The 22,191-nt window shown below is 72.9% G+C and carries 20 protein-coding genes; 3 read left to right on the forward strand and 17 right to left on the reverse strand.

The window, feature by feature from the left end; all coding sequences use genetic code 11:
- Nucleotides 1-47 precede the first annotated feature (47 nt).
- From ACQRUO_RS06795 to ACQRUO_RS06805, 3 genes are read left to right on the forward strand one after another with little or no spacing between them, the layout of a single operon-like run.
- Entirely contained in the window at nucleotides 48-1,253 is a 1,206-nt protein-coding gene (locus tag ACQRUO_RS06795) for a hypothetical protein (RefSeq protein ID WP_428314821.1), read from the forward strand.
- Entirely contained in the window at nucleotides 1,253-2,965 is a 1,713-nt protein-coding gene (locus ACQRUO_RS06800; RefSeq protein ID WP_428314822.1) for a VWA domain-containing protein, read from the forward strand. The genes ACQRUO_RS06795 and ACQRUO_RS06800 overlap by 1 nt, the downstream gene beginning before the upstream one ends.
- Nucleotides 2,952-3,524 carry a hypothetical protein gene (locus ACQRUO_RS06805; protein WP_428314823.1) on the forward strand — a complete coding sequence of 191 codons (573 nt, stop codon included), beginning with the start codon at nucleotides 2,952-2,954 and terminating at the stop codon, nucleotides 3,522-3,524. The genes ACQRUO_RS06800 and ACQRUO_RS06805 overlap by 14 nt, the downstream gene beginning before the upstream one ends.
- A 73-nt stretch (nucleotides 3,525-3,597) precedes the next feature.
- On the opposite strand, the gene ACQRUO_RS06810 is transcribed toward ACQRUO_RS06805, so the two are convergent.
- The 17 genes from ACQRUO_RS06810 to ACQRUO_RS06890 all read right to left on the reverse strand — a co-directional run bounded on the left by ACQRUO_RS06810 (nucleotide 3,598) and on the right by ACQRUO_RS06890 (nucleotide 22,185).
- Entirely contained in the window at nucleotides 3,598-3,912 is a 315-nt protein-coding gene (locus tag ACQRUO_RS06810; protein WP_428314824.1) for a hypothetical protein, read from the reverse strand.
- A 140-nt stretch (nucleotides 3,913-4,052) separates the two neighbouring features.
- On the reverse strand, nucleotides 4,053-5,510 hold the full coding sequence (locus ACQRUO_RS06815; RefSeq protein WP_428314825.1) for an aldehyde dehydrogenase family protein: 1,458 nt from the start codon (nucleotides 5,508-5,510) through the stop codon (nucleotides 4,053-4,055).
- A gap of 47 nt (nucleotides 5,511-5,557) precedes the next feature.
- On the reverse strand, nucleotides 5,558-6,430 hold the full coding sequence (locus tag ACQRUO_RS06820) for a helix-turn-helix domain-containing protein (RefSeq protein ID WP_428314826.1): 873 nt from the start codon (nucleotides 6,428-6,430) through the stop codon (nucleotides 5,558-5,560).
- A gap of 306 nt (nucleotides 6,431-6,736) precedes the next feature.
- Nucleotides 6,737-8,215: a glutamate synthase subunit beta gene (locus ACQRUO_RS06825; RefSeq protein WP_428314827.1), complete on the reverse strand. Its 1,479-nt coding sequence runs from the start codon at nucleotides 8,213-8,215 to the stop codon at nucleotides 6,737-6,739.
- Nucleotides 8,208-12,794 carry a glutamate synthase large subunit gene (gltB, locus tag ACQRUO_RS06830; RefSeq protein ID WP_428314828.1) on the reverse strand — a complete coding sequence of 1,529 codons (4,587 nt, stop codon included), beginning with the start codon at nucleotides 12,792-12,794 and terminating at the stop codon, nucleotides 8,208-8,210. Before gltB ends, ACQRUO_RS06825 begins: the two co-directional genes overlap by 8 nt.
- Nucleotides 12,795-13,223: 429 nt before the next feature.
- Nucleotides 13,224-13,967 (reverse strand): VIT1/CCC1 transporter family protein, encoded by a 744-nt coding sequence (locus ACQRUO_RS06835; protein WP_428314829.1) that lies wholly within the window; start codon nucleotides 13,965-13,967, stop codon nucleotides 13,224-13,226.
- A gap of 172 nt (nucleotides 13,968-14,139) precedes the next feature.
- Nucleotides 14,140-15,042, reverse strand: coding sequence for a prolipoprotein diacylglyceryl transferase (gene lgt / locus ACQRUO_RS06840; RefSeq protein ID WP_428314830.1), 903 nt, complete (start codon nucleotides 15,040-15,042; stop codon nucleotides 14,140-14,142).
- A 100-nt stretch (nucleotides 15,043-15,142) separates the two neighbouring features.
- Nucleotides 15,143-16,006, reverse strand: coding sequence for a DsbA family protein (locus ACQRUO_RS06845; RefSeq protein ID WP_428314831.1), 864 nt, complete (start codon nucleotides 16,004-16,006; stop codon nucleotides 15,143-15,145).
- Nucleotides 16,007-16,120: 114 nt separating this feature from the next.
- Nucleotides 16,121-16,615 (reverse strand): MauE/DoxX family redox-associated membrane protein, encoded by a 495-nt coding sequence (locus ACQRUO_RS06850; RefSeq protein WP_428314832.1) that lies wholly within the window; start codon nucleotides 16,613-16,615, stop codon nucleotides 16,121-16,123.
- A 149-nt stretch (nucleotides 16,616-16,764) separates the two neighbouring features.
- Complete coding sequence (locus tag ACQRUO_RS06855; protein ID WP_428314833.1) at nucleotides 16,765-16,953, reverse strand: hypothetical protein; 189 nt, start codon at nucleotides 16,951-16,953, stop codon at nucleotides 16,765-16,767.
- Between the two features lie 236 nt (nucleotides 16,954-17,189).
- Nucleotides 17,190-18,014, reverse strand: coding sequence for a tryptophan synthase subunit alpha (trpA, locus tag ACQRUO_RS06860; RefSeq protein ID WP_428314834.1), 825 nt, complete (start codon nucleotides 18,012-18,014; stop codon nucleotides 17,190-17,192).
- Nucleotides 18,011-19,252: a tryptophan synthase subunit beta gene (trpB, locus tag ACQRUO_RS06865; RefSeq protein ID WP_428314835.1), complete on the reverse strand. Its 1,242-nt coding sequence runs from the start codon at nucleotides 19,250-19,252 to the stop codon at nucleotides 18,011-18,013. The genes trpA and trpB overlap by 4 nt, the downstream gene beginning before the upstream one ends.
- 39 nt (nucleotides 19,253-19,291) lie before the next feature.
- On the reverse strand, nucleotides 19,292-19,495 hold the full coding sequence (gene trpM / locus ACQRUO_RS06870; RefSeq protein ID WP_428314836.1) for a tryptophan biosynthesis modulator TrpM: 204 nt from the start codon (nucleotides 19,493-19,495) through the stop codon (nucleotides 19,292-19,294).
- Between the two features lie 10 nt (nucleotides 19,496-19,505).
- Nucleotides 19,506-20,315 carry an indole-3-glycerol phosphate synthase TrpC gene (trpC, locus tag ACQRUO_RS06875; protein ID WP_428314837.1) on the reverse strand — a complete coding sequence of 270 codons (810 nt, stop codon included), beginning with the start codon at nucleotides 20,313-20,315 and terminating at the stop codon, nucleotides 19,506-19,508.
- Between the two features lie 178 nt (nucleotides 20,316-20,493).
- Nucleotides 20,494-20,937 (reverse strand): DUF2752 domain-containing protein, encoded by a 444-nt coding sequence (locus tag ACQRUO_RS06880; protein WP_428314838.1) that lies wholly within the window; start codon nucleotides 20,935-20,937, stop codon nucleotides 20,494-20,496.
- Between the two features lie 109 nt (nucleotides 20,938-21,046).
- A complete protein-coding gene (locus ACQRUO_RS06885; RefSeq protein ID WP_428314839.1) occupies nucleotides 21,047-21,340 on the reverse strand; it encodes an HGxxPAAW family protein in 294 nt (97 codons plus the stop codon).
- Nucleotides 21,341-21,573: 233 nt separating this feature from the next.
- Nucleotides 21,574-22,185 (reverse strand): TIGR02234 family membrane protein, encoded by a 612-nt coding sequence (locus ACQRUO_RS06890; protein WP_428314840.1) that lies wholly within the window; start codon nucleotides 22,183-22,185, stop codon nucleotides 21,574-21,576.
- Nucleotides 22,186-22,191 lie beyond the last annotated feature (6 nt).

Below are 22,191 nucleotides of genomic sequence, written 5' to 3' on the forward strand. Positions count from 1 at the left end.
CGGGGCGCAGCCTGCACGAGGGCAGACGAGGGAAGAGGATCCGGGGAGTGCCAGGGGCGGACGGGACGCGAGGCCGGCGGGCGCGGGGCGACGGGCTGCCGGGCGAGGTGGCGCGGCGCAGTCCGCTGCTGGGCGCCCTGGCGGCGCTGGTGATCATCGTCGGGGTGGGCCTGCTGGCGCTCCCGCACCACCACACCTCGGCCAGGCCGGCCACGGGTGCGACGGCGAGCCGGGCGTTGGTGCAGCTCACCGGTCTGGTCGGCTCGGAGAAGGCCGACTTCTTCGGTGACGGCCGGGTGCAGCAGGCCTTCGCGGCCGACCGGCTGTCGGTCGCGGTCCAGCATTCGGGTTCCTGGCAGATGGCCGGCGAGGTGAAGCAGAACGTGTACGACTTCGCGTTCCCGGCCAGTTCGGTGGCGGCCAAGGCGATCGACACGCCGATCGCCGCCACGCCGGTGCGGCCGTTCTACTCGCCGTTGGTGGTGATCGCGCACGCGGCGACCGCCGACTTCCTGAAGGCCAACGGCCTGGCGAAGCAGGATCCGGGCACCGGGGTCTGGACCTTCGAGATGGGCCAGTACCTGGCGGACGTGCAGCGCCGGCTGGCCTGGAGCGACCTGACCGGTGGGCACCGGCCGCCGGACGTGGCCGGGAAGATCTACGTCGCGACCACCGATCCGAGCAGTTCCTCCTCGGCCTCGCTCTACCTGGCGGTGATGTCGTACCTGGCCAACGGTGGCCAGGTGGTGTCCGACACGACCGGGATCGACCGGGTCGCTCCGCTTCTGCAGTATCTGATGGCGAACCAGGGCGCCTTGCTCGCCAGCAGCGACCAGCTGTTCCGGGACTTCGAGGCGGGCACCGGCAAGCCGCTGAGCTGGACCTATGAGTCCGAGGTGGCGGAGCAGGCGATGCAGGGCCGGACGCCGGTGGACACCGTGGTGCTCTATCCGGACACGGACGTCCAGAGTGACCACACCCTGGTGGAGTTGACGAAGCAGTCCGACCTGCTGGCCCAGGCGCTGACGAAGGACCCGAAGCTGGTCGCGCTGGAGGCCGATTTCGGGTTCCGGCCGGTGAACGAACCACAGGCCATGGTGGACGAGCTGACCGCCGGCCGGTCCCCCGACCCGGCCAGGCAGACCGTCTTCGCGCGCGACCTCGCCTCGCTCGGCACCTTCCAGCCGCCCGCTCCCACCACGGACGTCCTGCAGAAGCTGGTGGCCGCGGCCGTCCCGACCGGGAGCAGCTGATGAGCGGGAGGATCTCGCGGCGCGGCCTGGTCGGCGGGCTGGCCCTGGGGCTGGCCGCGCTGGCGGCGGGCTGCGACGGCCAGGGCGCGCCGGAGCCGGCGCCGACCGGTGCGGGTCCGGGCGGCCCGACCGGTGGTGGCGGTACCGTCGGGGCTTCCGCCGCTCTCTCCCCGCCGCCCAGCGGGCCGCCGTACACCTTGCGGATCCTGGCCGGCAGCGAGGTGCAGGACATGCAGCCGGTGTTGGCGGACGTGCAGCGGGACACCGGGGTGAGCGTGCAGTTCGGCTACACCGGCACGCTGGCGGGGGCCGCCGTGGTGGCCTCCGGGCAGGCGGACGCGCGTTATGACGCGCTCTGGTTCGGGTCCAACCGCTACCTGCGGCTGGATCCGGCCGCGGCTGCCCGGCTGCTCTCCGAGACGCCGGTGATGGTCTCTCCGGTGGCGATCGGGGTGCGGGCCTCGGTGCTGGCCTCGCTGGGCTGGGATCCGGCGCGGACCGGCTGGGCGCAGCTGGGCGAGGCGGTGGCGGCCGGGCGGTTGACCTTCGGCATGACCGATCCGGCGCAGTCCAACTCGGGGCTGTCCGCGTTGATCGCGTTGGCCTCGGTGTTCTCGGGGGCGCAGGCGGCGCTGACCGAGGACGACGTGGTGAAGGCGGCGCCGGCGTTGCGCAGTCTGTTCGCCGGGCAGCGGCTGACCTCGGGCTCTTCGGGCTGGCTGGCCGAGGCCTATCAGCGCGCGGTGCTGACCGGGGCGGGCGGGCCGGTGGGGGCGCTGATCAACTACGAGTCGGTGCTGCTGTCGCTGAACCGGACGTTGTCCAGCGACGCCCAGTTGACGGTGATCCGCCCGGTCGACGGTGTGGTGTCGGCCGACTATCCGCTGACCCTGCTGGCTTCGGCGACGGCGCCGGCCCGGGCGGCGTTCGACCGGTTGGCGGCAGCGTTGCTGCGGCCGGAGGTGCAGCGGGAGATCTCGGACACCACCGAGCGGCGGCCGGTGGGCGCGGAGGTGGCGCTGGGGCCGGGGCTGGGTGCCGACCGGCGGCCGGAGCTCTCCTTCCCGGGGAGCCGGGCGGTGGCCGACGCCTTGGTGGCGGCCTACCAGAACGAGCTGCGCCGGCCCTCCCGCACGGTGTACGTGCTGGACACCTCGGGGTCGATGAAGGGTGCGCGGCTGGACGGGTTGAAGCAGGCGCTGGGCGGGCTGACGGGGGCGACCGGGTCGCCGGCCGGGGCTGGGTTCCGGGAGCGCGAGGAGGTGACGTTGATGTCCTTCGCCGACGCGGTGAAGTGGTCGCGCACCCATCAGGTGCCGGCGAGCGCTCCGCAGGCCGAGCTGGCGGCGATCGAGGCCGACGTGCAGAGCCTGGCGGCCGGGGGCGGCACCGCGATCTACGACGCGTTGGAGCAGGCGTACCGGTTGGTCGCGCGGCAGCAGGCGGCGGCGCAGGACGACCGGTTCACCTCGATCGTGTTGATGACCGACGGCGAGAGCAACGAGGGGGCGAGCGCCGCCGATTTCACGGCCTTCTACCAGGCGTTGCCGGCGGCCGGGCGGGCGGTGCCGGTGTTCCCGATCCTGTTCGGTGAGGGGGCTCGGGCGCAGTTGCAGGCGATCGCCGACACCACGGGCGGCAGGCTGTTCGACGCGAGTACGGGGGACGGGTCGCTGGCGGCGGTGTTCGAGGAGATCCGTGGCTACCAGTGAGCGGTGGCTGCCGGGTTGGTTGGGCAGTCGGGCGCACTTCGTGGGGGCCGGTGGGGCGGCGCTGGGGCTGGTGGTGTCGCTGGTGGAGGGGTTGGGCGTCACCAGTGTGGGGGTGGTCGGCGGGCTGTACGCGGCGGGTGCGCTGCTGGGGGTGACGTTCGGGCCCAAGGACCCCAAGGATCCCGCAGGCCCCAAGGACCCCACCGATCCCGCGGAAGGCCCGGACGGCCCGGACGGCCCCGCGGGGCCTCAGGGCCCGGACGGGCCGCCGGCCGCTGAGGCGCCGGGCGAGCTGCTGGCCGGGCAGCGGGCCCGGGTGGCGCAGGCGCACTGGCCGCAGCCGGGCAGCACGCTCGCCGACCGGTTGCTGGAGCGGCTTGCGCAGTGGCTGGCCGAGGCCGCGCCCGCGGATCCGCGCCCGCAGCTCGAGCAAGCCGTCGCGGCGTTGGAGCACTACGAGCGTGACCTGTGCTGGCAGCGCCTGGAGCCGGGTGGCCGCCCGCCGGAGGAGGCCTTCGCCGAGCGGGTGGCGCAGCTACTGGCCGGTCTGCACCCCTGAGGGGGCGCGCCCCGGCCCCGACCGCCGCAGGGCAGCCGGGGCCGGGGTGCGTCCGGATCGCCCGCTGTCGCGGCTAGTGCGCGGAGTGCTTCTCCGCGCCGCGGTGCCGGTGGCCCTTGAGTTCGGCGTGTGCGGGCAGCGCGCCGGCGTGGGCGCGTTCCTCGGGCGCCCGCCGGCCGCCGTGGCTGAACGGTGCCTCGCCGGCCAGTGCGGCGTAGGTGCCGTAGCCGGCCGGGGCGGGGCCGCCGGCGCCGGTTCCGGTGTGCAGGAGCGGGCCGAAGGGGCGCGGTTTGCCGCTGACGCGGCTGGCCATGCCGCGGCGCTCCAGCAGGTCCTGGGTGCCGCGGCGGAGCTTGCTGCCGGCCTTGGCCGTGGGTCGCTTGGTCATCCCTGGCCTCCCATCGACGTTCCTATCTAGCGATGGTATGTCCAGCTCTGTCCGGCTTCACCTGGTCGGCGACGGCGGCCCGCCCCGCCACCGCCGGCGGCCGCCCCGGCAGCCACCCGCCCCGGCACCCGGGGTCGCGCTCAGAACGGGAAGCGGCTGCGCCCGTGCTGGATCGAGATCCACTTGACCGTGGTGAAGGCCTCCACCGTGGCCTCGCCGTTCAGCCGGCCCACGCCCGAGTTCTTCTCGCCGCCGAACGGCACGATCGGCTCGTCGTGGATGGTGCCGTCGTTGACGTGGATCATGCCGGTCTCGATCCGCTTGGCCACCCGCACGCCGCGCTCCACGTCGGCGGTGTGCACGGCGCCGCTGAGCCCGAACGGGGTGTTGTTGGCGAGCGTGACCGCCTCGTCCTCGCCCTCGAAGGGGACCAGCAGGACCACCGGCCCGAACAGCTCGCGCTGCAGGATCGGGGCGCCGGGGGCCACGTCGGTGAGCACCACGGGGGCCATCAGGGTACCGACCGTGGTGCCGCGCAGCAGCGCGGTGGCGCCGTCGGCGAGCGCCTGGTCGACCTGGGCGCCCAGTGCGTCGGCCTGGGTGGTGTTGATCAGCGGGCCGATCTGGGTGGCCGGGTCGGCCGGGTCGCCGACGGTCAGCGAGCCGACCTTGGCGACGAACTTCTCGGTGAACTCGGCCAGCACGCTGCGGTCCACCAGCACCCGGTTGGCGGCCATGCAGACCTGGCCCTGGTGGGCGAAGCGGCTGAACACGGCGGCGTCCACCGCGTAGTCCAGGTCGGCGTCGTCCAGCACGATCAGTGCGCTGTTGCCGCCGAGCTCCAGCACCGAGCGCTTGAAGTGCGAGGCGGCCACGGTGGCCACATGGCGCCCGACCCGGTCCGAGCCGGTGAAGGCGATCACCTTGGGGACCGGGTGCTCCAGCAGCGCGTCGCCGATCTCGGCGATGTCGGTGACCACCACGTTGAGCAGCCCGGCCGGCAGCCCGGCCTCCTCGAAGATCTTGGCGATCAGGGTGCCGCCGACGATCGGGGCGTCCTGGTGCGGCTTGAGGACCACGCCGTTGCCGAGCGCGAGCGCGGGGGCGACCGGCTTCATGGAGAGGAAGAGCGGGAAGTTGAACGGGCTGATCACGCCGACCACGCCGACCGGCAGCCGGTAGAGGCGGTTCTCCTTGCCGTCCACCGGGGAGGGCAGGATCCGGCCCTCGGGGCGGATCGCCAGCTGCATCGCCTCGCGGAGCATGTCCTTGGTCAGCGAGAGCTCGAAGGCGGCCTTGAGGCGGGTGCCGCCGAGCTCGGCGATGATGGTCTCGGTGATCTCCTGCTCGCGGTCCTCGATGATCCGCAGGGCCCGCTCGAAGACCTGCCGGCGGGTGTAGGGGTTGGTCTCGGCCCAGATCTGCTGGGCCCGCTCGGCCGCCCGGTAGGCCTGATCGACCTCGGCGACGGTGGCCACGGTGATCGAGGCCAGCTTCTCGCCGTTGTAGGGGTTGATGTCGACGATCTCCCAGGAGCCGCTGCCCTGGCGCCATTCACCGTCGATGTACTGCAGGGCGAGTTCCGAAAAGTGCGACACCTGGCTCCCCTTCACACAAGCTGACTGGGGATCATCCTACTGATATGTCAGGCGCCTTGAAGCAGACTCCGCAGAAGCACCGCGCTGCGTTCCGGCCCCAGGCTCTCGGCCCGCAGCCGCTCCAGCGAGTCGACGTACTCGGCGACTTCGCGCGGCCGGTCCACGTAGAGCGCGGTGGTGAACTGCTCGAGGTAGACCACCGGCGGCAGGTCGGGCTCGCGGAAGGCCAGCAGCGAGAACGCGCCGGTCTCGGCGCCCAGGCCGGCGAAGCCGAGCGGCAGCACCTGCAGGCGGATCCGCGGCTGCTCGGCCAGCGCGAGCAGGTGGGTCAGCTGCCCGCGCATCACCTCGCGGCCGCCGCACGGGCGGCGCAGCGCGGCCTCGTCGATCACGGTGAACAGGGTCGGGCCGTTGGCCGCGGTCAGCAGTTGCTGGCGGCGCAGTCGCACCTCGACCCGGCGCTCGATCTCCTCGGCGGGGGCGCCCTGCGCGCCGAGCCGGACCACGGCGCGGGCGTACTCCTCGGTCTGCAGCAGGCCGGGGACGAACTGCACCTCGTAGCTGGAGATGGTGCCGGCCGCCTCCTCGAAGCCGAGGTAGCTCTGGAACCAGCCGGGCACCACGTCGGCGTAGCCGTGCCACCAGGGGGTGGCGTTGGCGGCGCGGACCATGGAGAGCAGTTCGGTGCGCTGGGCGGGGTCGCTCACGCCGTAGAGGGTGAGCAGGTCGGCGACGTCGCGCTCCTTGAAACTGACCCTGCCCAGCTCCATCCGCCCGATCTTCGACTCGGAGGCGCGGATCTCGTAGCCGGCGTCCTCCCGGGTGACGCCCTGGGCCTCGCGCAGTCGGCGCAGCTGGGAGCCCAGCAGCAGCCGCCGGACCGTCACGCCGTTGCCGGTCTGACCGGTACCGCCGCTCATCCTCGCTCGCTCCTGTTCGGGGACCCTTCCGGGGCGCAGTCTGCCACGCCGGGGTGACACAATCACGGCCTGGAAGCTGTGAGTTCACCCAGCTGTGGGGCTGCCGCACCATCCCGAACGCTGCACCATGCCGAACGCCGCACCATGCCAAACGGCGCCTGCCCCCACTTGGTCGGGGAGGGGCAGGCGCCGTTCTGACGCTCCGTTGGGGACCGGCGGCGCTGACGGTTCAACGATTTCGAGCGGCCCGCGGAAACCACGGGCGGTGTGCGGGAGGGTTTTTCCCTGGGTGGCGTGGGTGGCTGCTCAGACGGCGAGCGGCCGGTCGGTCGGACGGATCGGGGCGGGCAGCGGGGACTTGCCACCGAGGTGCGCGTCGACCGCGGCGGCGGCCGAGCGGCCCTCCGCGATCGCCCAGACGATCAGCGACTGTCCGCGTCCGGCATCGCCGCAGACGAAGACCCCGTCCACGGTGGTGGCGAACCTGCCGTCCCGGGCGACGTTGCCGCGGGCGTCCAGCTCGACGCCGAGCTGCTCGACCAGGCCGTTCTTCACGTCCGTTCCCGTGAAGCCCATGGCCAGGGTGACCAGCTGCGCCGGGATCGAGCGCTCGGTCCCGGCGATCGGCTCGAACCGACCGTCCCTGAACTCTACCTCGACCAGGTGCAGCTCCTGAACCTGGCCGACTGCTTCTCCCTCTTCGGGGGCGGAGCCGGTGAAGTGGGTGGTGTTGACGGCGTAGATCCGCTCGCCGCCCTCCTCGTGGGCGGAGGTGACCTTGTAGGTGAGCGGCATGGTCGGCCAGGGCTGGTGGGCCGGGCGGTCCTCGCCGGGCCGCGGCATGATCTCCAGCTGGGTGACCGAGAGCGCTCCCTGGCGGTGCGCCGTGCCGACGCAGTCCGCGCCGGTGTCGCCGCCGCCGATCACCACCACGTGCTTGCCCTTGGCGCTGATCGGCGACTCGACGTAGTCGCCCTCCTGCACCTTGTTGGCCAGCGGCAGGTACTCCATCGCCTGGTGGATGCCCTTGAGCTCGCGCCCGGGCACCGGCAGGTCGCGGGCGGTGGTGGCGCCGGCGGCGACCACCACGGCGTCGAAGCGCTCGCGCAGCTGCTGGCCGGTGATGTCCTCGCCGACGTGCACGCCGGTGCGGAACCGGGTGCCCTCCGCGCGCATCTGCTCGATGCGGCGGTTGATGTGGCGCTTCTCCATCTTGAACTCGGGGATGCCGTAGCGCAGCAGGCCACCGATCCGGTCGGCCCGCTCGTAGACCACCACGGTGTGCCCGGCCCGGGTGAGCTGCTGGGCCACGGCCAGGCCGGCCGGGCCGGAGCCGACCACGGCGACCGTCTTGCCGGACAGCCGCTCGGGCACCTGCGGGGTGACCCCGCCGTTGTCCCAGGCCTTGTCGATGATGGTGACCTCAACGTTCTTGATGGTCACCGCGTCCTGGTTGATGCCGAGCACGCAGGCCGACTCGCACGGCGCCGGGCACAGCCGCCCGGTGAACTCCGGGAAGTTGTTGGTGGCGTGCAGGCGCTCGATGGCGCCCTTCCAGTCGTCCCGCCAGGCCAGGTCGTTCCACTCGGGGATCAGGTTCCCGAGCGGGCAGCCGTTGTGGCAGAACGGGATGCCGCAGTCCATGCAGCGGCCGGCCTGCTTGGTGATGATCGGCAGCAGGCTGCGCTCGACGTAGACCTCGTTCCAGTCCCGGAGGCGGACGTCCACCGGGCGGCGCTCGGCCAGCTGCTTGGGCGTGGTCAGGAAGCCCTTGGGGTCAGCCATTAGCCGCCTCCATCATCTTGCGAGTGGTCTCGGACTCGGAGAGTCCATCGCGCTCAGCGGCGTCCTTGGCGGCGAGCACAGCCTTGTAGTCGGTCGGCATGATCTTGGAGAAGCGGGAGACCCCGCTGCCCCAGTCGGCCAGCAGCTCGGCGGCAACCGTCGAGCCGGTCTCCTCGTAGTGCTGCTGCACGGTCTCGCGCAGCCAGTCGCGGTCGGCGGCGTCGGGGGCCTCGATGCCCACCATGCCGCCGTTGACGTTGGCCGGGCGCAGGTCCAGCACGTAGGCGATGCCGCCGGACATGCCCGCCGCCAGGTTGCGGCCGGTCTCGCCGAGGATCACCACCCGTCCGCCGGTCATGTACTCCAGGCCGTGGTCGCCGACGCCCTCGACCACCAGGGTGGCACCCGAGTTGCGGACCGCGAACCGCTCGCCGGCCTTGCCGCGCAGGTGGATCCGGCCGCCGGTGGCGCCGTAGCCGATGGTGTTGCCGGCGATCACGTGGTGCTGGGCGTCGTTGCCGAGGGCGGCCGCGTCGCGGGCCGGGCGGACCACGATCACGCCGCCGGACAGGCCCTTGCCGACGTAGTCGTTGGCGTCGCCCTCCAGCCGCAGCGTGACGCCGTGCGGCACGAAGGCGCCGAAGGACTGGCCGGCGGAGCCGGTGAAGGTCACGTCGATGGTGCCCTCGGGCAGGCCGGCGCCGCGGTACCGCTTGGTCACCTGGTGGCCGAGCATGGTGCCGACCGTGCGGTTGACGTTGCGGATCGGCAGCTGGATCCGGACCGCCTCGCCGCGCTCCAGGGCGTCCTCGGCCAGCTCGATCAGCTGGTTGTCGAGCGCCTTGTCGAGGGCGTGGTCCTGGCTGGTGGTGCAGTGCCGGGCGGCACCGGCGGGCAGCTCGGGGACGTGGAAGAGCGGGGCCAGGTCGAGCCCGGCGGCCTTCCAGTGGTCGATCGCGGCGCCGGTGTCGATCAGCTCGGCGTGGCCGACGGCCTCCTCGATCGAGCGGAAGCCCAGCTCGGCCAGCAGCTCGCGGACCTCCTCGGCGATGAACTCGAAGAAGTTGACGACGAACTCGGGCTTGCCGGAGAAGCGCTCGCGCAGCACCGGGTTCTGGGTGGCCACGCCGACCGGGCAGGTGTCCAGGTGGCAGACCCGCATCATGATGCAGCCGGAGACGACCAGCGGGGCGGTGGCGAAGCCGAACTCCTCGGCGCCGAGCAGGGCGGCGATCACCACGTCGCGGCCGGTCTTCAGCTGGCCGTCGGTCTGCACCACGATCCGGTCGCGCAGCCCGTTGAGCAGCAGGGTCTGCTGGGTCTCGGCCAGGCCGAGCTCCCAGGGGCCGCCCGCGTGCTTGAGCGAGGTGAGCGGGGAGGCGCCGGTGCCGCCGTCGTGGCCGGAGACCAGCACCACGTCCGCGTGCGCCTTGGAGACGCCCGCCGCGACCGTGCCGACGCCGACCTCGGAGACCAGCTTGACGTGGATCCGGGCCTCGGGGTTGGCGTTCTTGAGGTCGTGGATCAGCTGCGCCAGGTCCTCGATCGAGTAGATGTCGTGGTGCGGCGGCGGCGAGATCAGGCCGACGCCCGGGGTGGAGTGCCGGGTGCGGGCGACCCACGGGTAGACCTTGTGGCCGGGCAGCTGGCCGCCCTCGCCGGGCTTGGCGCCCTGGGCCATCTTGATCTGGATGTCGTCGGCGTTGACCAGGTACTCGCTGGTGACGCCGAACCGGCCGGAGGCGACCTGCTTGATCGCCGAGCGGCGCTGCGGGTCGTACAGGCGCTCCGGGTCCTCGCCGCCCTCGCCGGTGTTGGACTTGCCGCCGAGGCGGTTCATCGCGATGGCCAGGGTCTCGTGCGCCTCCATCGAGATGGAGCCGTAGGACATGGCGCCGGTGGAGAAGCGCTTGACGATCGCGGAGACCGGCTCGACCTCCTCGACCGGGATCGGGGTGCGGGCCGTGCCGTCGAGCTTGAACAGGCCGCGCAGCGTCATCAGCCGCTCGGACTGCTCGTTCACCCGGTCGGTGTACTGCTTGAAGATGTCGTAGCGGCGGCTGCGGGTGGCGTGCTGGAGCCGGAAGACGGTGTCCGGGTCGAACAGGTGCGGCTCGCCCTCGCGGCGCCACTGGTACTCGCCGCCGATCTCCAGCGCGCGGTGCGCGGCGGGGATGCCGGAGGCGGGGTAGGCCTTGGCGTGGCGGGCCGCGGTCTCCTTGGCGATCTCCTCCAGGCCGATGCCGCCCAGCTTGCTGGTGGTGCCGGCGAAGTAGGCGTCGACGGTCTCCTGGGAGAGGCCGATGACCTCGAAGACCTGCGCGCCGCGGTAGGAGGCGACGGTGGAGATGCCCATCTTGGACATCACCTTGAGCACGCCCTTGCCGAGCGCCTTGATCAGGTTGCGGATCGCCTTCTCGGGCTCGATGCCGGTCAGGAAGGTGCCGTGGTTGACCAGGTCCTCGACCGACTCCATGGCCAGGTAGGGGTTGATCGCGCTGGCGCCGTAGCCGATCAGCAGCGCCACGTGGTGCACCTCGCGCACGTCACCGGCCTCGACCAGCAGCGAGACCTTGGTGCGCTGCTTGGTGCGGATCAGGTGGTGGTGCACCGCGGAGGTGAGCAGCAGCGAGGGGATCGGGGCGTGCTCGGCGTCCGAGTGGCGGTCGGAGAGCACGAGGATCCGGGCGCCGTCGGCGAGCGCCGCGTCCGCCTCGGCGGCGATCTCGGCGAGCCGGGCGGCCAGCGCCGCGCCGCCGCCGGAGACCTTGTAGAGGCCGGAGAGGGTGACCGCCTTCAGGCCGGGCTGGTCGCCGTCGGCGTTGATGTGGATCAGCTTGGCCAGCTCGTCGTTGTCGATCACCGGGAAGGTGATGCCGACCGAGCGGCAGTGCGCGGCGTCGGCGGCCAGCAGGTTGCTCTCGGGGCCGATGTTGCTGAGCAGCGAGGTGACCAGTTCCTCGCGGATCGCGTCCAGCGGCGGGTTGGTGACCTGGGCGAAGAGCTGCACGAAGTAGTCGAAGAGCAGCCGGGGCTTCTCGGAGAGCGCGGCGATCGGCGAGTCGGTGCCCATCGAGCCGAGCGCCTCGCCGCTGGTGCGGGCCATCGGCGCGAGGATGACGCGCAGCTCCTCCTCGGTGTAGCCGAAGGTCTGCTGGCGGCGGGTGACCGAGGCGTGGGTGTGCGCGATGTGCTCGCGCTCGGGCAGCTCGGCCAGCTCGATCTGACCGGCGGCCACCCACTCCTCGTAGGGGTGCTGGTCGGCGAGCTTGGCCTTGATCTCCTCGTCCTCGACGATCCGGTGCTCGGCGACGTCGACGAGGAACATCCGGCCGGGCTGCAGCCGGCCCTTCTTGACCACGCTCTCCTGCGGCAGGTCGAGCACGCCGACCTCGGAGGAGAGGACCACCAGGCCGTCCTCGGTGATCCAGTACCGGGCCGGGCGCAGGCCGTTGCGGTCCAGCACGGCGCCGATCTGGGTGCCGTCGGTGAAGGTGACGCAGGCCGGGCCGTCCCAGGGCTCCATCAGGTTGGAGTGGTACTGGTAGAAGGCGCGCCGGGCCGGGGCCATGGTGGCGTGGTTCTCCCAGGCCTCCGGGATCATCATCAGCACCGAGTGCGGCAGCGAGCGGCCGCCCAGGTGGAGCAGCTCCAGCACCTCGTCGAAGGACGCCGAGTCGGAGTGGTCCGGGGTGCAGATCGGGAAGATCCGGCTGATGTCGCCCGGGATCAGGTCGGTGGCCAGCTGCGACTCGCGCGCGGTCATCCAGTTCCGGTTGCCCTTGACGGTGTTGATCTCGCCGTTGTGGGCGACGAACCGGTAGGGGTGGGCGAGCGGCCAGCTCGGGAAGGTGTTGGTGGAGAAGCGCGAGTGCACCAGGCCGAGCGCGGAGGCGTAGCGCCGGTCCGACAGGTCGGGGAAGAAGGGCTCCAGCTGGCCGGTGGTCAGCATGCCCTTGTAGACGATGGTGCGGGCGGAGAGCGAGGGGAAGTAGACCCCGGCCTCGCGCTCGGCGCGCTTGCGCAGCACGAAGGCGAGGCGGTCCAGCACCACGCCGTCCGCGCCCGCGGGCGAGCTCACGAAGAGCTGGCGGAAGCGCGGCATCACCGAGCGGGCGGTGGCGCCCAGCAGGTCGGGGGCGGTGGGGACCGCGCGCCAGCCGAGGACGGTCAGGCCCTCCTCGGCGGCGATCGCCTCGATGGCGGCGACCGCGGTGGCGTCGGCGGCGTCCTCGTCGGGGAGGAAGGCGATGCCGACCGCGTAGGCGCCGGCGGCGGGCAGCTCGAAGCCGGCCACGGCGCGCAGGAAGGCGTCCGGGATCTGGGTCAGGATGCCGGCGCCGTCGCCGGAGTCGGGCTCGGCCCCGGTGGCACCGCGGTGCTCCAGGTTGCGCAGGACGGTGAGCGCCTGCTCGACGATGGTGTGGTCGGCGATGCCGGTCAGCGTGGCGACGAAGCCGACGCCGCAGGCGTCGTGCTCGTTTCGCGGGTCGTACAGGCCCTGAGCAGCAGGTCGCGCATCCGGAACGAGCGCGTACGGGGAGCGGCTGCTGCCCTGCGGCTCGTGTGCGGAGTGCATGGATGCAGACAGCATCGGCTCTCCCGTCGTCGTCTTTGGCAAAAGGTGCAAGTTGCAACAGGGACGACGTTGGCCCTCTGCGAGTTCGTGCAAGTTACATGATGCCGCAAATCCCGAACAGTGGAATTTCTGGTCCACATGGCGGACAGGGCCCCAGGGGTCAGGGGTCCCTGCCGATCGGTGGTCGCGGCTCTGGGGGGACATTCGCCCAGCCGCACGCCCCACCAGTCTGCCCCGCGGCTCCACGGACGAAACAGTGGGGAAACCCGGACGACTCGAACGCCGGAGCAGGTCACCTGGGATTCCAGCCCCGCAGGATGCCGCGAGGCGCTGGACCGATGGTCGACAGCGCCTCGCAGCAAGGTTCTGCATGACTATGCAGAGGTGTGGGTGATGTTACACACACTGCTGACAGGCCGTCAGCGCAGGTCAGCCGACGTGGCCGCCGATCAGCCAGCCCAGCAGGAAGGTCACCCCGGCCGCGCCGCCGCCCAGCACCAGCTGCCGCAGCCCGCTGAACAGCCAGCTGCGCGCGGTCACCCGGGCCACCACCGCACCGCAGCCGAACAGCCCGAGCACCGCCAGCACCAGCGCGGGCAGCAGCGTGGTCGCCCCCAGCAGGTAGGGCAGCAGCGGCAGCAGCGCCCCCAGCGCGAAGCAGGCGAACGAGGAGACGGCGGCCACCAGCGGGCTCGGCAGGTCGTGCGGGTCCACCCCCAGCTCCTCGCGGGCGTGCACCTCCAGCGCCTGCTCGGGGTCCCGGGTCAGCTGGCGCGCCACCTCGCGGGCCAACTCCGGCTCCACCCCGCGGGCTATGTAGACCTGAGCCAGCTCGGCCAGCTCGCCCTCCGGGTTGCGGCGCAGCTCGATCCGCTCGGCCTCGATCTCCGCCTGGACCAGCTCGCGCTGCGAGGCCACCGAGGTGTACTCCCCCGCCGCCATCGAGCAGGCGCCGGCGGCCAGCCCCGCCAGCCCGGTGAGGATCACGGTGCTGTGGCCGGCGGAGCCGCCGACCACGCCGGTCATCAGGGCGAAGTTGGAGACCAGGCCGTCCATCGCGCCGAAGATCGCCGGCCGCAGCCAGCCGCCGTTGACGTCCCGGTGGTGCCCCTCGGCCGGCACCCGCGGCTGCGCCGGTTCGCCGACGATCGGTCCGGTCACGGTCACACTCATGGCTGCACGCCCTTCAGTCGCTGGTGTCCCCCACTTCGGACGCTTCCGGGCACGGCGAGCAGCCGTGAGCGCGGTGCCGCCGCCAGGGCTTACTCACGCTCCGAAAGTAATCGGATGGGATGACACTTTCCAGCAAGCAAGCCCTGGCTTACCTCGCTGACCTGCGACTTCGTCAGAACGGCCGGGAAAGTGAGCTCGTTGCGTCACCTTCGGTCGCCGCATCACCCGCAGGCGACGCCTCGGCAGCGGCCGCCGGGTCGACCGTCCCCGGTTCCTCCCGGCCCGGCCGGCGGCGCCCGACCACCACCAGGTAGGCCACCGCCGCCAGGAAGACCACCAGCGAGGTCCAGTCGTTCAGCCGCAGCCCGAGGACGTGGTGCGCCTCGTCGATCCGCAGGTACTCGATCCAGGCCCGCCCGACCGTGTAGGCGGCGACGTAGAGCGCGAAGGCCCGGCCGTGCCCCAGGGTGAAGCGGTGGTCGGCCCACAGCACCAGCAGCGCGACGCCCACGCACCAGAGCGACTCGTAGAGGAAGGTCGGCTGGAAGATCCCGTCGGTGACCGTGCCGTCCGGGTTCACCTTGTGGATGTGCAGGCCCCAGGGCAGCGTGGTCGCCCGCCCGTACAGCTCCTGGTTGAACCAGTTGCCCCAGCGGCCGCAGGCCTGGGCCAGCGCGATGCCGGGGGCGATGGCGTCGGCGTAGGCGGGCAGCGGGACGCCCCGGCGGCGGCAGCCGATCCAGGCGCCGACCGCGCCCAGCGCGATCGCCCCCCAGATGCCGAGCCCGCCCTGCCAGATCCGCAGCGCGTTCCACGGGTCCCGGCCCGGGTCGAAGTACAGCTGGTGGTCGGTGATCACGTGGTACAGCCGGCCGCCGAGCAGGCCGAACGGCACCGCCCAGACCGCGATGTCGCCCACCGTGTGCCCGGCCCCGCCGCGTGCCACCCAGCGTCTGCTGCCGAGCCGGACCGCGACGGCGACCCCGATGATGATGCAGAAGGCGTAGCCGCGCAGCGGGACCGGTCCGAGGTGGACCACGCCCTGCGACGGGCTCGGCAGGTAGGCGACGTTCATGGCACCTCAGACGCTACCGCGTCGGCCCCGCCGGACGGTGGTCCGGCGGGGCCGCGGGTGGTGCCGGCGGACGGTGCCGCCGACCGGCGCTGACGGGTGGTCAGCTCGCCGGGGACTGGTTGGGGTCGACCTCGACCGCGGTGCTGGTGGGCGCCGGGCTGGCCGAGGCGCTGCCGGTGGTGCCCAGCGGCTTGCCCGCGGCGGCCTCGTTGACCCACTTCACCAGGTTGTCGGGGCTGATCTCCTCGTCACCGTTCTTCGGGTAGATCGGCTTGCCGTTGAGCAGGATGGTGGGCGTGGAGGTGTAGCCGGACTTGTCGAAGTCCTGCTCGACGGCCGACACCCAGCTGCCGAACTTGTTGGTGTTGACGCAGGCCTCGAAGGTCGGCGAGTCCAGGCCCGGGACCTGCTTGGCCAGGGCGATCAGCTGGGACTTGTCCTTCCAGGGGTCGACCGTCTCGTCCGGCTGGTTCTTGTAGAGCACGTCGTGGTAGGCGCGGAAGTAGCCCGCGTCCTGGGCGCAGCCCAGCGCGTTGGCGCCGTTCTTGGAGCCCTTGCCGCCGTCGTGCCGGTCGATGAACGAGACGATGTGGTAGTTGCCGTAGAGCTTGCCCTGGTCCTGCAACTGGTCGACGGTGGAGCCGAACTGGTGCTCGAAGGCGCCGCAGGCCGGGCACCGCGCGTCCTCGTAGACGGTGAGCGTGGCGGGGGCGTTGGCCGGGCCGTCGGGGATCACCAGGTTCTTGTTGCCGATCGTGCCGGCCGGCGCGGCCTTCGGGGTGTCCGAGCTGGAGCGGCTGTTCTGCACGGCGAAGCCGACCCCGGCGGCGATCGCCAGCACCGCCAGCACGGAGCCGATCACCGCCAGCTTCTTGCGGCGGGCGACCTTGGACTCGTGGGCGGCGCGCTCATCCCGCATCCGCTCGCGGGCCGTGCGCTTGCCGTCTCGGTTCTTCTCGCTCATGTCTTCTGTGTCTCTTCGTCTCTTCCGGAATGCGAAGCGGGGGCGGGCTGCGGGGCGGGGGCAAGCTGCGACGCGGGGCGGGCGCTCGAGCCGGGGCGGGCTGCGGGGCGGGGGTTACAGCGCGAGCCAGCCGTCCACCGAGGCCTTGGAACGCGGCCGGACCACCAGCCACAGCGCCATCAGCAGGAAGCCGATGTCGCGCAGGATCTCCTGCAGGTACTCGGTCTGCGAGGCGGCCACCGCACCACCGCCGCCGAAGCAGCCGCAGTCGATCGCGATGCCGCGCGCCCAGGTGGAGGCGATGCCGGCGATGAAGGTGAGCAGCAGCAGCGCGGAGATCACCGCGACCGCCCGCACCCCCAGGCCCACCAGCAGCAGCAGCGCGAGCGCCAGTTCCAGGAACGGCAGGCCGTAGCCGACCGGCTTGACCAGTGACTCGGGCAGGATCCGGTAGGCGCGCACCGCCTGGGCGGCCACCGCCGGGTCGGAGACCTTCGCCAGCCCCGCCCAGGCCCAGACCACCGCGAGCCCGAGCCGGACCGCGGTGCTCAGCCACTCGAAGGCCGAGCCCGTCGCCCGGCGCCGCGCGACCGGTTCGCTCTCGGCCACCACGTGCCACCCCTCTCCGTCATCCGTCCGGCAGTCGTCCGCCCGGGGCGCGCTGCCCGCCGGAGCCACCTGATGAACCGTAGGGGATTGTGGCTGTTTACTCCAATTGCTGCACAACTGACCGATTCACCCGAATGAGGGACGATGAGTCATCTGTCCCTTTTGACGGACCGCCCCGGATCGTGCGAGGCCTGCTCCATCTCGTGGTGCCGGGCCGTCAGTTCGGCCCCCCGCTTGGCCAGCGCGTGGCCCACCGCATGCTCGCCCCCGAACGCCGCGGCCAGCACCAGCGCGGCGGCAGCGGCCCTGAGCAGGACCCCACGGTGCAGGCCGACCACGGCGGCGCTCCCTCCGGTCGATCACGATCCGGTCGAGTGAGTACACGAACGGCAACGGCCCGAACCATTCCCGCAGCCGCATCCGGTGCAACGGTCCGGGCCCGGTGATGACACGTCAGGCCGTGCGGATTCACCCGTTCGGGCCGACACGCCGGTGGCGAAAATGCCGAACGGCCCGCCACCGCATAGCGGATGACGGGCCGTCGGGTGGAGCGCTGAAGCAGGTCGCGCGCCGGTCAGCCGCGCCGCACGCCGGCGGCCAGCTCGCCGGCCAGCTCGCGGACCGCCGCCAGCGCGGCCGGCTCGTCGCCGTCCGCGTCCAGGATCCGCTGCACGAAGGCCGAGCCGACGATCACCCCGTCGGCGAAGCCGGCCACCTGGGCGGCCTGGTCCGCGTTGGAGACCCCGAGGCCGACGCAGACCGGCAGCTCGGTGACGGCCCGGGTGCGGGCGACCAGGTCCTCGGCCAGCTCGCCGACCTGGGCCCGGGTTCCGGTCACGCCCATCACGGCGGCCGCGTAGACGAAGCCGCTGCCGGCCGCGGTGACCTCGGCCAGCCGCTTGTCCTGGCTGCTCGGGGCGACCACGAAGACGGTGTCCAGCCCGTGCTCGGCCGCCGCCGCCCGCCACCCGGCGGACTCCTCCACCGGCAGGTCGGGCAGGATCACGCCCGCTCCCCCGGCCGCGGCCAGATCGGCGGCGAACCGGGCCACGCCGTAGCGGTCGACCGGGTTCCAGTAGGTCATCACCAGCACCGCGGCCGCCGGGTGGGCGCCGGCCACCTCCTGCACGGTGCGCAGCACGTCCTTGATCCGCACCCCGCCGCGCAGCGCGATGTCGTCGGCGGTCTGGATGGTGGCACCGTCCAGCACCGGGTCGGAGTGCGGCAGGCCGACCTCGACCACGTCGCAGCCGCCCTCGAGCAGCGCGTCGATCGCCCGGATGCCGCCGTCCACGGTCGGGAAGCCGGCCGGCAGGTAGCCGATCAGGGCGGCGCGGCCCGCTGCTCTGGTCGCGGCCAGGATGCCGCTGAGCTTGGTGGTGCCGGGCTCCGCGGTCATCGCTGCTCCCCCTGGGCGTCGTCGTAGAGGCCGAAGTACTGGGCGGCGGTGTGCATGTCCTTGTCGCCGCGGCCGGACAGGCTGACCAGGATGGTGGCGTCCGGGCCCAGCTCGCGGCCCAGGTCGAGGGCGCCGGCCAGCGCGTGGGCGCTCTCGATGGCCGGGATGATGCCCTCGGTGCGGGAGAGCAGGCGCAGCGCCTGCATCGCGGCGTCGTCGGTGACCGGGCGGTACTCGGCCCGCCCGGTGTCCTTGAGCCAGGCGTGCTCGGGGCCCACGCCGGGGTAGTCCAGGCCGGCCGAGATCGAGTGGCTCTCGATGGTCTGGCCGTCCTCGTCCTGCAGCACGTAGGTGCGGGCGCCGTGCAGCACGCCCGGGTCGCCCTTGGTCAGGGTGGCCGCGTGCCGCGGGGTCTCGGCGCCCTCGCCGGCGGCCTCGCAGCCGATCAGCCGCACGCCGGCGTCCGGGATGAACTCGTGGAAGATGCCCATCGCGTTGGAGCCGCCGCCGACGCAGGCGACCACGGCGTCCGGCAGCTCGCCGGTGCGCTCCAGCACCTGGCGGCGGGCCTCGACGCCGATCACCCGGTGGAAGTCGCGCACCATCGCCGGGAAGGGGTGCGGGCCGGCCACCGTGCCGAACAGGTAGTGGGTGTTGTCGACGTTGGCCACCCAGTCGCGGAAGGCCTCGTTGATCGCGTCCTTCAGGGTGCGGCTACCGGACTTGACGGCCACCACCTCGGCGCCGAGCATCCGCATCCGGGCGACGTTGAGCGCCTGGCGCTCGGTGTCCACCTCGCCCATGTAGATGGTGCAGTCGAAGCCGAAGAGCGCGCAGGCGGTGGCGGTGGCCACGCCGTGCTGGCCGGCGCCGGTCTCGGCGATGATCCGGGTCTTGCCCATCCGGCGGGTGAGCAGGGCCTGGCCGAGCACGTTGTTGATCTTGTGCGAGCCGGTGTGGTTGAGGTCCTCGCGCTTGAGCAGCACCCGGGCGCCGCCGGCCTCGGCGGAGAACCGGTGGACGTCGGTGAGCGGGCTCGGACGGCCGGTGTAGTCCTTGAGCAGCAGGTCGAGCTCGGCGGCGAAGGCCGGGTCGTGCTTGGCCTTCTCGTACTCCTCGGCGACCTGCTCGACGGCGGCGATCAGCGCCTCCGGGATGAAGCGACCGCCGTAGGCACCGAAGTAGCCGCGGGCATCCGGGACCTGCGGCCCGGTCGGATTTCCTGACAATTCAGACATGCCAAATCCTGGGTGTGATGGTGAACGGACGAACGGGACTCAGTCGAGGTCCGTCCGGCGCCATCGCCGCCCGGGCACCTGGCCCGGCTCGCAGCCGATCACGTACCGCACCCGCCGGCCCAGCACCCGACGCGCGGGCGCGCGGCAACCGCGCGGGCGGCAACCGCGCCCCAGCGCGCCACCGAGGCGCGGGGGCGTGGCCGTGCCCGAGCGGGCGGCGGGGCGGTGGGAGGCGAGGGGCATCGGGCGGCGCTCAGTCCTTCGGGTGCCGCAGGGCCGGGTGGGCGCCGGCGGCCACCAGGTCGGCGACGGCCGACTTGGGATCCTTGCCGGTCACCAGCGACTCGCCCACCAGCACCGCGTCGGCGCCCTGGTTGGCGTAGGCGATCAGGTCGTGCGGGCCGCGGACGCCGGACTCCGCCACCTTGACGATGTGGTCCGGGATCGCGTGCACCACGTTGCCGAAGGTGTCCCGGTCGACCTCCAGGGTCTTCAGGTTCCGGGCGTTCACCCCGATGATCCGCGCGCCGGCGTCCACCGCACGGCGGATCTCCTCCTCGTCGTGCACCTCGACCAGCGGGGTCAGGCCGATCGACTCGGCCCGCTCGATCAGCGAGACCAGGGCCGACTGCTCCAGCGCGGCCACGATCAGCAGCGCCAGGTCGGCGCCGTGCGCCCGGGCCTCCCAGAGCTGGTAGGCGGTGACGATGAAGTCCTTGCGCAGCAGCGGCGTGTCCACCGCGGCCCGGACCGCGTCCAGGTCGGCCAGCGAACCGCCGAACCGGCGCTGCTCGGTGAGCACGCTGATCGCGGCTGCGCCGCCGGCCGCGTAGTCCACGGCGAGGGCGGCCGGATCGGCGATCGCGGCCAGCGCACCCTTCGACGGGCTGGACCGCTTGACCTCGCAGATCACCCGGACCCCGTCGCCGCGCAACGCGGCGACGCCGTCCTTGGCGTCCGGCGCCTTGGCGGCGAGCTCCTTCAGCTCGTCCAGCGAGACCCGGGCCTGCCGCTCCGCGAGGTCCTCGCGGACCCCGGCGATGATCTGGTCGAGCACGCTCATGCGCGGGTGGCCCCCATCGAGTCTGTCAGCCGGTCGGTGCCGCCGTCGGCGCGGATCCGGTCGGATCCGCCGCTGGCGGCGTTGTCGATGGTATCGGCACCGGGGCGCGGGGGGCGCATCCGCACGGCGCGCGTCTCGCGGAGCGGAACGGCCGCCGGGTCGCCGCGCCGCCCGCGGCTCAGACCGCCGGCGGGGCGAAACCGGCGCCGCCCGGCAGGTTGCGGACCACGGTGAAGACCAGCAGGACCAGCACCAACACGATCACCCGTCCGCGGCCGAGGGCCGGGCGCGGCGGCTGCCCACCGGTCACGGCGGCGGCCAGCCAGCGCAGCCAGTACACCCCGAGCACCGCGAAGAGCAGCACGGCCAGCAGGTTGTCGTGGCAGGCCGCGGTCAGGTCGCCGCGGGTGAGCGCGTGCACGCAGCGCAGCCCGCCGCAGCCGGGGCACCACCAGCCGGTGGCCTGGAGGAAGGGGCAGGTGGGGTAGTGGCCCGGGCGGTTCGGGTCGACCGCCGAGACGTACAGGGTGGGCAGCGAGACGGCGGCGAGGGCGGCCAGCGGGCGGGCCAGCCGGCGCAGGACCGGCGGGGTCGGGCCGGCGGGGGTGCTGGGGGCGGTCACGGGGGTGATTCTGCCCCCGTTCGGGTGGTGGCCGGATCCGCCGCGCGGGTGGCGGCACCGCCGAGTTGGTGCGAACGCAGCGGGACCGGGGTGCTGCGGGAGTGCGCCGTCAGTGGGCGGCGACGGCGGCGGCCTCCGCGGCCTGCGCCGGGACCTCGCCCTTGGCGGCCTTGGCACGGAGCTCGGCCAGCACGGCCTCGACCTCGTGGTTCGGGCCCTTGCCCATGCCGGCCATCGACATCGCCTTGCCGACCACGCCGCCGATCACGATGACCGCGACGCCGACCCAGAAGAGCGGGACCGAAGCCATGATCATTGCGGCACCGCTGACGCAGAAGCCGAGGAAGATGATGGCCGACCCGGTCCAGGCGGCGGGAGTGTGTCCGTGGGCTTGCGACGACATCTAGGTACTCCTTGGTTCTGCGGTCCTACCGGGGGTCGATGCCGGCCTCGGAGGATTGTCACCCTCCATTGTTGCGGACGCTGCTGCGCGCCCCAAAGCCGGGTCCGGGTGAGGACGGTCACGGTTGACGCTGCCCGCCGCCGGGCAGGGCCGTGCGGGTCCGCGGCGCCGCCGGAAGCGCGCTCGCGGGGCACTCGCCGGGCGGTCGCGGGGTCCTCGGGCGGCGGGCCGGTTCAGACCGCGGTGGGGTCCTCGCCGCGGTCCAGCGCCTTCCACAGGTCGGCCGGGCTGCTCGCGGGCGCGGCACCGGCGGTGCGCGGCGCCGGCTTGCCGGCCGGGGCCTCGTAGCGGGCGCCCATGCTCGGCCAGGCCCGCCCGCGCACCACGGTGAGCAGGCCGGCCGCCGCCAGCAGCAGACCGCCCAGCAGCGCCACCCAGGGCCAGGCGGTGTGGCTGACGTGCTCCGCGGTGGCGCCCAGCAGCCCGAGCTTGCGCGCCGCCTCGCTGTCCACCGCCCCGCTGCCGCTCGCCCCCAGCCCCGCCGAGAGCGCCGCGCCGAGGCCGGCCAGCAGCACCAGCGCACCGACCACCGTGCGCCCGATCCCGCGCACCGCGAAGATCGCCACCGCCGAGGCCAGCCCGACCAGCGCCAGCGCCTGCGGCAGCCCCGACACCTGGCTCCCGGAGGCGCTCACCGCCAGCCCCTTGATCTGCCCGGACATCCAGGTCCGGCCCACGGCCAGCAGCACCAGCCCCGCCCCGGCGCCGGTGAGCAGCAGCATCCCCAGCAGGCTGCGCCGGTCGGCGGCGGATCGGGCGGGGGCGGGCGGCGGTGTGGCAGTCATCCGTCC

Source organism: Kitasatospora sp. LaBMicrA B282, assembly GCF_050325825.1.
In the GTDB taxonomy this organism is placed as follows: Bacteria; Actinomycetota; Actinomycetes; order Streptomycetales; family Streptomycetaceae; genus Kitasatospora.

Coding starts and splice junctions, on each gene's coding strand:
- trpB (WP_428314835.1), bottom strand. CDS start 19,252: ATGTCTGAATTGTCAGGAAATCCGACCGGGCCGCAGGTCCCGGATGCC.
- trpA (WP_428314834.1), bottom strand. CDS start 18,014: ATGACCGCGGAGCCCGGCACCACCAAGCTCAGCGGCATCCTGGCCGCG.
- ACQRUO_RS06885 (WP_428314839.1), bottom strand. CDS start 21,340: ATGTCGTCGCAAGCCCACGGACACACTCCCGCCGCCTGGACCGGGTCG.
- ACQRUO_RS06800 (WP_428314822.1), top strand. CDS start 1,253: ATGAGCGGGAGGATCTCGCGGCGCGGCCTGGTCGGCGGGCTGGCCCTG.
- ACQRUO_RS06810 (WP_428314824.1), bottom strand. CDS start 3,912: ATGACCAAGCGACCCACGGCCAAGGCCGGCAGCAAGCTCCGCCGCGGC.
- gltB (WP_428314828.1), bottom strand. CDS start 12,794: ATGCACTCCGCACACGAGCCGCAGGGCAGCAGCCGCTCCCCGTACGCG.
- ACQRUO_RS06845 (WP_428314831.1), bottom strand. CDS start 16,006: ATGAGCGAGAAGAACCGAGACGGCAAGCGCACGGCCCGCGAGCGGATG.
- ACQRUO_RS06835 (WP_428314829.1), bottom strand. CDS start 13,967: ATGAGTGTGACCGTGACCGGACCGATCGTCGGCGAACCGGCGCAGCCG.
- trpM (WP_428314836.1), bottom strand. CDS start 19,495: ATGCCCCTCGCCTCCCACCGCCCCGCCGCCCGCTCGGGCACGGCCACG.
- ACQRUO_RS06890 (WP_428314840.1), bottom strand. CDS start 22,185: ATGACTGCCACACCGCCGCCCGCCCCCGCCCGATCCGCCGCCGACCGG.
- lgt (WP_428314830.1), bottom strand. CDS start 15,042: ATGAACGTCGCCTACCTGCCGAGCCCGTCGCAGGGCGTGGTCCACCTC.
- ACQRUO_RS06820 (WP_428314826.1), bottom strand. CDS start 6,430: ATGAGCGGCGGTACCGGTCAGACCGGCAACGGCGTGACGGTCCGGCGG.
- trpC (WP_428314837.1), bottom strand. CDS start 20,315: ATGAGCGTGCTCGACCAGATCATCGCCGGGGTCCGCGAGGACCTCGCG.
- ACQRUO_RS06825 (WP_428314827.1), bottom strand. CDS start 8,215: ATGGCTGACCCCAAGGGCTTCCTGACCACGCCCAAGCAGCTGGCCGAG.